Consider the following 10,726-nt stretch of genomic DNA (forward strand, 5'->3'; position numbering starts at 1 on the left):
GCCGCCGTACGTGAGAAGGTGTCGCCAGCGAGGAGAGGGGTTGCCGGACGTGGTGTCCAACGAACGGGTCGGGCGCGCGCTGCTGCGCGAAGAGGTCTCCGAGCGCATCAAGCGGTACATCCTGGACAACCGGCTCCGGCCGGGCGCCCCGCTGCCCACGGAGAACGAACTCTGCGCCGCCCTCGGCGCGTCCCGCTCCAGCGTCCGCGAGGCCATCAAGACCCTGGACGCCCTGGACATCGTCGAGGTCCGGCACGGCCACGGCACCTACGTCGGCCGGTTGAGCCTGTCGGCCCTGGTGGAGGGACTCACCTTCCGCGGCCTGCTCAGCCCGGACGACGAGTTCGGCGTGCTGTCCGACCTGGTCGAGGTGCGGGAGCTGTTCGAACGCGGCAACGCCGCCCGCATCATCGACTCCCTCGACCCGGAACACCTGGACTCGTTGGACGCCCTGGTCGACCGGATGGGCCGTGGGGAGAACTCGGTGGAGGCCGACCGCGCCTTCCACGCCCTCCTGGTGCACCCGCTGGGCAACGAGCTCGTGAGCCAACTGACCGACGCCTTTTGGGACGTCTACACGACTGTCGCCCCCCACCTGGGCCTCCCCACCGACGAACACGACACGGTCCAATTGCACCGTGGCATCGTGAACGCGGCCCGCGCCGCCGACTTGGACGGGTTCGCCGTCGCCGTGGTCGCGCACTACGCGCCCATCAAGCACCGGATCACCGCGGCCCGCGCATAAACTCAGTCAAACAACGACGGCTGCCCATTCGGCGCCGCCCCCTCGATACCGAGGATGCGGAGCTTGGTCACCGCGCCCTCCCCCGCCGAAAAGCCACCAACCCGACCATTCGCACCGAGAACCCGGTGACAGGGAACAACAATCGGATACGGATTCCGCCCCAACGCCTGCCCAACAGCCTGCGCCGACCCCGGATGCCCGATCCGCGCGGCAACCTCCCCATAGGTCAAGGTCTGCCCTGGCGCGATCCCCCGGGCCACGTCATAGACAAGACGATCGAAGTCGGGAATCCCGTCCGGATCAACGGGAATGTCAGCAAGGTCGTCCCGATCACCGCCAAGCAACCCAAGCATCCGGTCAATCGCCCCAACCACCCACCCCGGCGGTTCACCTTCCGCGCCATAACGCCGCAACCGCCCAACAGCCACCGCCTCAGCACGCTCAGGAAGCTGAACGGCCCGGATACCCGCGGCCCCCCAGGCCACCCCACACCGCCCAATGGGCGTGTCGAACAACGCGTAAGCCACATCCCCTCCCAGCATGGACGTCCCCGCACCAGTCTGCCTGATGCGGGGACTCGACCACGCCCCACCACCACCCGCGACCCCCCACCCCCACAAGCCCGGCCCCCACCCTTCCCGGGGGGCGTCCCCGAGGCCAGTCTACCCGGACCCCATGATCATCAGGGGCGGGTGCCATGACCTGTGGACAGCCGGGCTGAATGTGGACAACTCGGCGGATACGGGGCAGTTCGGCGGATGCGGGGCAGTTCGGTGGAGGGAGGCCGTTCGGTGGATAGGGACAACTCGGCGGATGTGAGCGACCCACGGTTGTGGCCGCTCGGTGCCGGGGCGGCTCAGGGGATGCGGGCGGCTCGGGTCGCACGGCGGCTCGGGTCGCACGGCGGCTCGGGTCGCACGGCGGCTCGGGTCGCACGGCGAATGGGGCAGTTCAGCGGTGGTGGCAGTCCGGTGGCTGGGGCGACTCAACGGTTGTGGGCAGCTCACTGGTTGTAGGCAGCCCACTGGATGCGAGCGGCCGGTGGACGTGGGAAACCCAGTGCACGCAGGCGGTCGATGAGTGCGGCCGACCCCGCGACCACGGGCAACTCAGTGGATATGAGCGACCCGGCGAATGCGCGACCAACCCGGCAAACACGACCAGGCCCCGCAACCCTGCGACCCGGCAGGCCCCGCGGACAGGGCCCAACCCGGGCCGACCGGACCCCAGCCCCCACCCTGTCCCGGGGGGCGTCCCCGAGGCCAGCCTACCCGGACCCCATGATCATCGGGGGCGGGTGCCGTGGCCTGTGGACAGCCGAGCTGACTGTGGACAACTCGGCGAAGGCTGGCCACGGCGTCCGGGTAGGGCCTGCTTACGAGTGCAGCAACTGGTTGAAGAAGGACCGGTACCGGCGCAGCGCCTGTCGCAGGTCCTCGGTCTGGGCGTCGGTGCCGTCCCGCCACTGTTCCTCCAGGCCGCGCTTGTGCTCGGTGAAGGTGGCGGCGAGCGCCTGCATGACCTCGGCGACCAGGTGGTCGGCTGAGCGGACGGCGTCCTGCGGGTCGTCGACGAAGGTGGTCTGGATGGCCTGCCACTGGTCGCGGAACCGCTCGACCTCGTCGTCGGCGAACAGTTGCGCGCCGGGTTCCTCGGCGGTGGTGGCGGCCGGGACTCCCGACTCACGCGCTTGCTGCTGCTCGGGAATGGCCGCGTACTCGCCGCCGTGGACCTGTTCCGCGCCAACGGTTTCGGCGTCAACCGGCTCGTCCTCGACCCCGCCGGCCCGGTCCGCGTAACCGCGTTCCGACCCAGAATGGTCCGCATAACCGTGGTCTGCCTCGACCTCACCCGAGCGCTCCGCGTAATCAGCGTCAACGCCTTCGCGGCCGGTGGGCTCGACCCCGGCGTGGTCGGCGGGCTCGCGGGTGTCCTCGCCCGCGCGGTACACGTCATCGCGGGTGGTGTCGTCGTGGGTGGTGTCAGCCGGGCCGCCGAGCAGGTCCTCGGTCTGCAGCTTGCGGTCGCTGTCGTGCTGTGTCACGGGAATAAGACCCTTCCGTGGTGGGGGACCGGGGTTTCTCAGCGGTGGTTGTGGCCGTCGCGGGCATAGTGCTCCGCGGTGGGCTCGTCGGTGCTCTTGGTGTCGTCGGACAGCAGGTCCTGGAACAGCGACCGGTAGCGCACGATCGCCTCGCGCAGTTCCTCGGTGGAGGCGTCACCGTCGCCGGTGTGCTTGGCGCGCACCGACTGCGCGGTCCGGTAGTGCTCCACTGTGGACGCGTGGCGGACCGAGAGGTCGGCGACCCGCTGCTCGTTGTCGCCGTCGACCGGGTACCCGCGGTCGGCCATCAGCGCGGTGATCAACTGGTCGGCTTCCTCGACCGCGGGGCCGGGCTGGTCGACGAACTTCTCCTGCACCCGGGCCCAGCGCGTGGTGTAGTCCTCCCGCTGGGCCGCCGAGAGCGGGCGGATGTCGAGCTCGGCGTGCCTGCGTTCGCGGTCGAGCAGTTCGCGTTCGGCTTCGCGCTTGGACCGGTCGCTGGCCACGCGGTCGTACTCGCCACCGAACTGCTCACGCAACCGCGTGCTGCGCGAGCGCGAACGCAGCGCGAAGGCGACCAGGGCCAGTACGACCACGACCGCGACGATGATGCCGATGATCGCGCCTGTTGACATCGGGGGGCTCCTTCCGGGCTTACCGCTTGCCGGGTAGATACCCCCCGCGTGGATGACGAAACGGATTCGCGGGCCGGTTGCGCCATTGGGCCCAATCCATCCACAGTGGACGGTCAGCAGCCGCAGGCGACCACCGTCGTGAGCGGGTCGGCGACCGGACTGGTCATGCTGCCCTCGACCGGGAACCCCTCGCGCGCCCAGTACTCGAAGCCGCCGAGCATCTCGCGGACCGGGTGGCCGAGCCGGGCGAACTCCAGCGCGGCCTTGGTGGCGCCGTTGCAGCCGGGTCCCCAGCAGTAGGTGACGACCCGCGCGCCGGGCGGGATCACCGTATTGCAGGCGATTTCGCGGGTCGGCAGGTGGACCGCGCCGGGGATGTGGCCCTGTTCCCAGGCTTCGGCGGACCTGGTGTCGACGAGGACGAAGTCACCGAGTGTGGCGTGCACGTCACTGACGTCGGTCTCGTGGGCCAGTCGGTTGGTGAAGTGTTCGATCGCGTTCATGCCACCCATGGTCTGGCCCGGCCCGCCTCGGCGGAAGTGGCACTGACGCCGCCGTCCGCTAACATCACGCCATCCACACCGTGAGCGTCCTCGCCTATGACGGCATGTCACCGTTCGAACTCGGCATCGTGACCGAGGTCTTCGGCCTGCCCCGACCCGAGTTGGAGGTCGACTGGTACCGGCTCACCATCTGCGCCGACGGGCCGGTCCGGGTGGTCGGCGGCGCCACCCTGGTCGCGGACACCGCTCTGGACGGGCTCGCGGCGGCGGACACGGTGATCGTCCCCGGGGTGTCGGACGTGCACGGCACCGTGCCACCGAACGTGGTCGAGGGACTGCGCGCGGCACACGCGGCGGGCGCCCGGCTGGTGTCGATCTGCTCCGGCGCGTTCGCGCTGGCCGCGACCGGGCTGCTGGACGGTCGGCGCGCGGCGACGCACTGGCGGTACGCGGCGCTCCTAGCCGAGCGGCACCCGGCGATCGAGGTCGACGCCGACGTGCTCTATGTCGACGACGGCGACGTGCTGACCAGCGCGGGCAGCGCCGCGGGCATCGACCTGTGCGTGCACCTCGTCCGCGCCGACCACGGCCCGACGATCGCGAACGCCGTCGCCCGCAGGCTGGTCGTCGCCCCGCACCGGGAGGGCGGGCAGGCCCAGTTCATCGAGACGCCGGTGCCCGCCGCGGCCGAGGACGTGATCGCGGCGAGCATGGCGTGGGCGGTGGCGAACCTCGCCGAGCCGATCACGGTCGAGTCGCTGGCGCGGCGGGCGCACCTGTCGACCCGCACGTACCTGCGGCGGTTCAAGCAGAGCAGTGGCACCAGCCCGATCAAATGGCTGATCGCGCAGCGGGTCCAGGCCAGCCTGCCGTTGTTGGAATCCGGCGACCTGCCCATTCCGACCATCGCGACCGCCGTCGGGTTCGATTCGCCGGTGACATTCCGGCACCACTTCGCCCGCGTGCTGCGGACGTCACCGTCGGCCTACCGGCGGGCGTTTCAACCGCGTTCGACGGAAACGACGCCCGGGTCGGCGAACTGGTAGCCGACACCGCGCACGGTGCGGATCAATTCGACGGTGCTGTCGATTTTTCCGCGCAACCTGCGCACGTGGACATCCACCGTGCGCTCGGAGACGTAGGTGGTGCGCCACACCTGGGTCATCAGCGCCCGGCGCCGGTGCACCCGGTTGGCGTGGGTGGCCAGGTACAGCAGCAGGTCGAACTCCAGGCGGGTCAACGAGACCTCCCGCCCCCGCCACAGCACCCGCCGCGCGTCGGCGAGCACCCGCAGCGGCGCGGGCTCGCCCCCGGGCAGTGCCACCAACCGGGGGGTCGGCTCGTCCACGGTCACCGCGAGGTCGTCGCGGCTGAGCGCGTGCAGGGCGTTGACCAGCCCCTCGGTCAACTCCGGCAACCGCGCCGGCTCCGCCGTGACGTGCACGGTCAACGTCACTCGCGCCGGTGACAGCGCCTGCGGTGAGGCCATCGGGTGTCACCAACTCCGCAGCGTAATCAGGTCTGAGCGCACGGCGACCAGTCGACCAGTCGGGCACCGTAGGGTCAACGGCGTCCGGCAGGTGGGATCAGACCGGCCAAATGTCCAGACAGGGCACCGAGAACGGCCGCGGAGACCTACTCCGCCGCGAGGTACGGGTGCAGCACGTCCGTCCCGCGCGGCAGGAACCACTCGTCGATGTCGAGGCCCGGGGTGCCCAGCAGGTCGATCTCGTCCTCGCCCGACTCCTGGTCGAACAGGCGCTCGTGGTCGAGGTCGGCGAAGACGTGCTCGTCGAAGGCCGCGAAGATCTCCTTGACCGGGAGCTCGTCGAGCAGGCCCGCGAGGTCGAGCTGCACGCCCGCCTCCGCCTTGAGCACGTGCAGCGCGAGCGCCTCCGCGGTGCACAGCGGCGGGGTCCAGCCCGGCTGGGCGAGGCGGTAGCCGAGGATCGCGGTGACCACCAGGAACTGCTTGGCGAACAACGCGCCGTAGTGGTCCGCGTAGCGCAGCGGCAGTTGGTTGAGGACGCTGAGGTCCTCCACCTCGTTCGCGGCGGACTCGGCGTCCTCGAGTTCCTGGACGTCGGCGAAGAGCTCGTCGGTGAGGATCTCCATGGCCTGGACCATGGCGCCCGCGACGAGGGTGGCGGCCTCGGCGGAGACGGGGCAGCCGGGGTCGGCCGGGTTGTGGCCGAACGCGTCGAGGCCGAAGGCGCGCAGGGTGCCCGCGGAGCCGCGCAGCTCGTCGCGCAGGGCGGCGACCTCTTCCTCGGTCAGCTCGTCCTCGTCGTCATCGTCGTCGACCGGTTCGTCGTCGTTGAGGGCGGCGGCCAGGTCGTCGTCGGTGGCGATGACCTCGCACCGGCCGACGGTCCAGGTCTCCAGCAGCTCGCTGGCCGCGAGCAGCTCGGTGAGCACGTGCCGGGCGGCCTCTTCGGCGAACGACAGCGCGGGGGCGTCCAGCAGCCAGGTGATCACCGCGCCGGACGGGTGCACGGCGACCCGGTGGTCCAGCGGCTCCACCTCGACGCCGTCCGGGCCCTCGATGCCCGCGAGCAGGTCGAGCTGCTCGTCGAGCAGGGCGGCGACGCCGTGCCGCTGCAGCGGGTCGAGCTCGGTGTCGGCTGGCGGGATCACGTCGGCGGTGAGCTGGTATTCCACGACGGGCAGTCTATGAGCGGTGCCGCCGCCCGAGCGCGCCGCCCCGCCGTCCGCGCCACCTTGCTCGATTGAGTAGCCGCCCCCGATCGCTCGACGGGCGAGGGGTCGCTGCCGCCGGTGATGATCGCGTGGCCTGACCGGGCGGTCCTTTCCACAGTGGAGGGAGGCCGAATGGCGGTACCGGACACGCGCGGTCACTTCCATCCGGGCTCGCGCTCACCCCGTCGGACGATCAAGTCCCGGTACGGGGGAATCGCGGCTCGGCTGCGTGCTCGTGCCCGGGATTCCGTTGCCGCCATTCGGTCGTTCAGGAATACCGAACGTGGGCTTTCCGGGCGCGCTCTTGTGGCACACGCGGGCCGCTCACTACCTTGTGGACTCGGAGCGGGTGCTGGATCACTTTGGCAGGTAATCCGATCGAGTAGATCGATCACTCTCGCCGCGCACCACCGACCGTCCTTCCGGCACAGTTTGCTCGGTCGCGAACACGAATCCGCTTTCCCGGAAAGGGCGTCGCAGGCGAGTCATGAACATCTATGTCACCGGGCTCATCTGGGTCTTCGGCGCGGCGATCGTCACCGCCGGTGTGGCCTACCTGATCCGCTGGATCGGCGAGACCCAGGGCACCATGGAGAACAACGAGGCCGCGGGCCAGGTGTTCACCATCGTCGGCGGTTTGCACGCGGTGCTGCTGGCGTTCGTGCTGATCTCCCTGTTCGACGCGACCAGCGCCGCCGAGGACGACTCGTACCGGGAAGCGGAGAACCTCGTCGCGACCCGGTGGGCGGCGGACTCGCTGGGTGAGCCCACCGCGTCCGCGGTGCGCCAGATGGCGGACGACTACGCGAGCACCGTGGTCAACCAGGAGTGGCCGGACCTGGAGAAGGGCAACGACGACGTCGCGGGGGACGGCTGGGCGCTGCTGGACAGGATGCGCGCCACCATCTCGAAGGCCGCAGGCGACGACGACTGGCTGCGCGACCAGAAGTCCGACGCGGCGAGCAAGCTGTGGGAGGTCTACCAAGCAAGGCAGGACAGGCTCAACGCCGCAGGCAACGGCGTCAGCAACGTGATGTGGTTCGCGTTGTTGGCCGGTAGCGCCATGTCCGTCGCGTTGCCGTTGTTGTTCGGTGGGCCTCGACCGGTCACCCACATCATCATCGTGTCGATCCTCGCGGGCACGTTGTCGTTGTTGTTGTTCGCCACGCAGCAGTTGCAGAACCCGTACAGCGGTGGGGCGAAGGTGGAGCCATCGGCGTTCGAAAGCGCTCAGGCCAGACTGCAATGAAACGACTGGCCGCTGCGGGCGCGGTCGGCGTAGTCATCGCCGGTTGCGCGGTGTTGGGCATGGCCGACGGTGAGGCCGCCCCAGCCGACACGTGTGTCTTCTTTCGCGTTTCGGCGGCCGGGCAGGGGTTTTCGACGTTGAGCCGGGTAAGCCTGCCGGACGCGACAACGGCTCACATCGCGGATCTGCGGTATAGGGTCAACGCCATCGCTTACGCCGTCGACACGAATTCGCTGTGGGGCCTGTCCACGCGCTCTACCGACGGCTACTTCGGTGATGGCGCGCACGTTGTCGCCATCGGCAGCGACGGCGACATCATCGATCACGGTCCGGTCCGCCGCGGCCCCGACCTGCCGTACCCCGTCGACCATTTCAGCGGCTCCACCGCGGGCACCATCGTCGGCGACACCTTGCTCGTCCGCGACGACTCAGACCTGTACCGGATCAGCCTCGACGCAGGTAGCCCCAACTACCTGTCGGTGGTGGACGTCCTCTCCACATACCCGGACGGTCAGATAGTCGGGGTCGACGACCTGGACGTGCACGGTAACGCCGCCTATGGGGTGTACGCGGACTCCTGGGCAAGCCGGGTAGTCCGAATCGACCTCAGCACCGGTGAAGTCACTCGGGTCGACGCGCCCGTACTCCCGGGCACCAGCTCTTACGGGTTCTCAGTCCTGTCGCAGGACGGGTCCACGCTGTACGCGGCCGCCAACCGCATCGGCGACCGTTCCCGCCTTTACCGAGTGGGCCTGTCGCGCAACGGCACCGTCGACGAGATCGGCACCTGGCCCGCCACATCCACCTCCGACGCCACGTCCTGCCTCCCCGGCGTCGAACCCGCGACCACCCCCCAGCAGACGCCCGAGCAGCCTCCCGTCCCGCCCGCGCCAACCCCGACGCGCGCCCCCGCGATCCGTACCACCACCCCGGTGACGATCAGCCCCACGCCGATCCCGGTCGTGCCGCCGCCCCCGCCGGAGCCGGTCCCGACCACCGCCGTGCCGTCACCCCCGGCCCAGGTGCCGATCCCAACGCCCGCAGCCCCGAGCAGTCGTCGCTACCGCCCCCTGCCGACGACCGCCGCGGCCGGTGTCGCCCCGCGCTCGCACGCCAAGACCCAGGAAAAGCGCCGCTGGAGCCTGACCATGCTGATCATCATCGTCGGCGCGGGCGCGGCGGGCGCCGCCACCCGACGCCGCCGCTGACATGATCCGCCGCACTCCACCCCCACCGATCGGGTTCGCCCGATAGGGTCGAGTACGTGGTGGACCGTGATTGAGCGAATCCTGCCCCCCGCCGTCATCGCGGTCGAGGCGTTCGACGACCCGCCCGAGGCGACCCTGCTCCCGGCGGAGGAGGAGTTCGTCGCCAAGGCCGTCGACAAGCGCCGCCGCGAGTACACCACCGTCCGCCACTGCGCCCGCCAGGCCCTCGGCAAGCTCGGCCGCCCCCCCGCCCCCATCCTCCCCGGTGAGAAGGGCGCCCCCCAGTGGCCTGCAGGCGTCGTCGGCAGCATGACCCACTGCGCCGGGTACCGAGCCGCCGTCCTCGCCGAGTCCACCGAGATCACCACAGTCGGCATCGACGCCGAACCCCACGCCCCCCTCCCCGACGGCGTCCTCACCGCCGTCAGCCTCCCCGACGAACGCACCCACCTCGCCGACCTGACGACGCGGTCACCCGAGGTCCACTGGGACAAACTCCTCTTCACCGCCAAGGAAAGCGTCTACAAGTCCTGGTTCCCGCTGGCCCACAAATGGCTCGGCTTCTCCGACGCCCGCATCCGCCTGCACGAGAACGGCACCTTCACCGCCGACCTCCTCGTCCCGGGCCCGGTCGTGCTGGGCACGGAGTTGACGGGCTTCACCGGCCAATGGACCACCGGCAACGGCCTGGTGGTCGCCGCCATCGCCATGCCCTGACCCCACGCTCACCCACCGAGCGCTTCTTGCCCCCACCGCCCCAGACGCCGTTCGAGCCTCCCCATCGAACCCCGTTCCCCACGTGAATCTCCACCTATCGAGCCCCACCCACCCCTTGACGAAACCTCCGCCCCGGTGCAGACACGAGCCCGCCCACCCGGGGCACCGGGGCCCATTCCTGACCGTATCGCGATCCCCAGCGTGTCAAGTGGGCATGCCCCAAACCTGTGGACACCCCAACAACCTGTGCACAACCACCCCGCCCAACCTCAACCAATCGAGCCCCACGACACACTTGACTTCAGCGCCGCCGTGGTCCAGACAGAGGCCCACCCACCCGGGGGCCGGGGGCCCATTCCTGAACATATCGCGATCCCCGGCTTGTCAAGAGAGCACGCCCCAAACCTGTGGACACCTCGACCACCTGTGCACAACCACCCCGCGCAACTTCAACCAATCGGGCCCCACCACACACTTGACGAAAACGCCGCCGTGGTCCAGACAGGAGCCCGCCCACCCGGGGCACCGGGGCCCATTCCTGACAATAACCCGAAACGCGAGTTGTCAAGAGGGCACGACCCCAGAACTGTGAGGGTTATTCAGGCGGATTCTGGTCACGCCTCTGTGATCGTCAATGTGGGGGCGGTTGATAGGGACAGCGGCCGGTTTGGGAGAGTTCGGTTATCACGCCAGAGACTCTCAACGAACGGACCGCCTGACATGTGTCATGCCACCGGCCTGGCGCGGGTCTCCATCGAGAACGTGTGTGCCGCGATTCACCACGGAACCGGCGGGCCGACTCGACGGTGGCCGCCGGTGTCGGGGTTGTTCACCTCGGTGGTGGTCACCTTGGCCTATCTGCGCCGTGATCGTGTTCAGGCGGAGTTGGCGGAGGCGTTCGGTGTGTCGCGGTCGACGGTCAGCC

At 69.8% G+C, this 10,726-nt stretch carries 11 protein-coding genes; 5 read left to right on the forward strand and 6 right to left on the reverse strand.

All coding sequences use genetic code 11. The features are described 5' to 3' along the window. The first annotated feature begins 49 nt into the window (after positions 1-49). A complete protein-coding gene (locus tag H504_RS0102060) occupies positions 50-745 on the forward strand; it encodes a FadR/GntR family transcriptional regulator (protein WP_245614038.1) in 696 nt (231 codons plus the stop codon). Between the two features lie 2 nt (positions 746-747). Here H504_RS0102060 and H504_RS0102065 read toward each other — a convergent pair whose 3' ends face one another. The 4 genes from H504_RS0102065 to H504_RS0102080 all read right to left on the reverse strand — a co-directional run bounded on the left by H504_RS0102065 (position 748) and on the right by H504_RS0102080 (position 3,927). Then, positions 748-1,287 (reverse strand): methylated-DNA--[protein]-cysteine S-methyltransferase, encoded by a 540-nt coding sequence (locus tag H504_RS0102065; RefSeq protein ID WP_026421394.1) that lies wholly within the window; start codon positions 1,285-1,287, stop codon positions 748-750. A gap of 833 nt (positions 1,288-2,120) precedes the next feature. Beyond that, positions 2,121-2,789: a hypothetical protein gene (locus tag H504_RS40760; protein ID WP_051385399.1), complete on the reverse strand. Its 669-nt coding sequence runs from the start codon at positions 2,787-2,789 to the stop codon at positions 2,121-2,123. Between the two features lie 38 nt (positions 2,790-2,827). Then, the gene (locus H504_RS32925) at positions 2,828-3,424 is read right to left on the reverse strand and encodes a hypothetical protein (RefSeq protein WP_051385400.1); all 597 of its coding nucleotides are present in this window, start codon (positions 3,422-3,424) and stop codon (positions 2,828-2,830) included. Between the two features lie 113 nt (positions 3,425-3,537). Beyond that, a complete protein-coding gene (locus tag H504_RS0102080; protein WP_084467302.1) occupies positions 3,538-3,927 on the reverse strand; it encodes a rhodanese-like domain-containing protein in 390 nt (129 codons plus the stop codon). A 71-nt stretch (positions 3,928-3,998) separates the two neighbouring features. Between H504_RS0102080 and H504_RS32930 the strand changes: the two genes are divergently transcribed. Next, positions 3,999-4,973, forward strand: a complete 975-nt coding sequence (locus H504_RS32930; RefSeq protein ID WP_035302996.1) for a helix-turn-helix domain-containing protein — start codon at positions 3,999-4,001, stop codon at positions 4,971-4,973. Here the strand turns inward: H504_RS32930 and H504_RS0102090 are convergent. Further along, positions 4,928-5,416: a winged helix-turn-helix domain-containing protein gene (locus H504_RS0102090; RefSeq protein WP_026421396.1), complete on the reverse strand. Its 489-nt coding sequence runs from the start codon at positions 5,414-5,416 to the stop codon at positions 4,928-4,930. The genes H504_RS32930 and H504_RS0102090 overlap by 46 nt on opposite strands. A gap of 146 nt (positions 5,417-5,562) precedes the next feature. Further along, a complete protein-coding gene (locus H504_RS0102095) occupies positions 5,563-6,588 on the reverse strand; it encodes a hypothetical protein (RefSeq protein ID WP_026421397.1) in 1,026 nt (341 codons plus the stop codon). A gap of 526 nt (positions 6,589-7,114) precedes the next feature. Here H504_RS0102095 and H504_RS0102100 point away from each other — a divergent pair. The 3 genes from H504_RS0102100 to H504_RS0102110 all read left to right on the forward strand — a co-directional run bounded on the left by H504_RS0102100 (position 7,115) and on the right by H504_RS0102110 (position 9,801). Continuing rightward, complete coding sequence (locus H504_RS0102100) at positions 7,115-7,876, forward strand: bestrophin-like domain (protein WP_026421398.1); 762 nt, start codon at positions 7,115-7,117, stop codon at positions 7,874-7,876. Beyond that, positions 7,873-9,084, forward strand: a complete 1,212-nt coding sequence (locus H504_RS38315) for a DUF6923 family protein (protein ID WP_051385402.1) — start codon at positions 7,873-7,875, stop codon at positions 9,082-9,084. Before H504_RS0102100 ends, H504_RS38315 begins: the two co-directional genes overlap by 4 nt. Before the next feature lie 66 nt (positions 9,085-9,150). Beyond that, positions 9,151-9,801 (forward strand): 4'-phosphopantetheinyl transferase family protein, encoded by a 651-nt coding sequence (locus tag H504_RS0102110; RefSeq protein WP_026421399.1) that lies wholly within the window; start codon positions 9,151-9,153, stop codon positions 9,799-9,801. The last annotated feature ends 925 nt before the right edge of the window (positions 9,802-10,726 follow it).

Source organism: Actinokineospora inagensis DSM 44258 (assembly GCF_000482865.1).
GTDB classification, from domain to species: domain Bacteria; phylum Actinomycetota; class Actinomycetes; order Mycobacteriales; family Pseudonocardiaceae; genus Actinokineospora; species Actinokineospora inagensis.

Bases quoted from the DNA above. Each gene is read 5' to 3' on its own strand.
- H504_RS0102065 (WP_026421394.1), bottom strand. From the start codon at position 1,287: ATGCTGGGAGGGGATGTGGCTTACGCGTTGTTCGACACGCCCATTGGG.
- H504_RS32925 (WP_051385400.1), bottom strand. From the start codon at position 3,424: ATGTCAACAGGCGCGATCATCGGCATCATCGTCGCGGTCGTGGTCGTA.
- H504_RS0102080 (WP_084467302.1), bottom strand. From the start codon at position 3,927: ATGAACGCGATCGAACACTTCACCAACCGACTGGCCCACGAGACCGAC.
- H504_RS0102090 (WP_026421396.1), bottom strand. From the start codon at position 5,416: ATGGCCTCACCGCAGGCGCTGTCACCGGCGCGAGTGACGTTGACCGTG.
- H504_RS0102100 (WP_026421398.1), top strand. From the start codon at position 7,115: ATGAACATCTATGTCACCGGGCTCATCTGGGTCTTCGGCGCGGCGATC.
- H504_RS38315 (WP_051385402.1), top strand. From the start codon at position 7,873: ATGAAACGACTGGCCGCTGCGGGCGCGGTCGGCGTAGTCATCGCCGGT.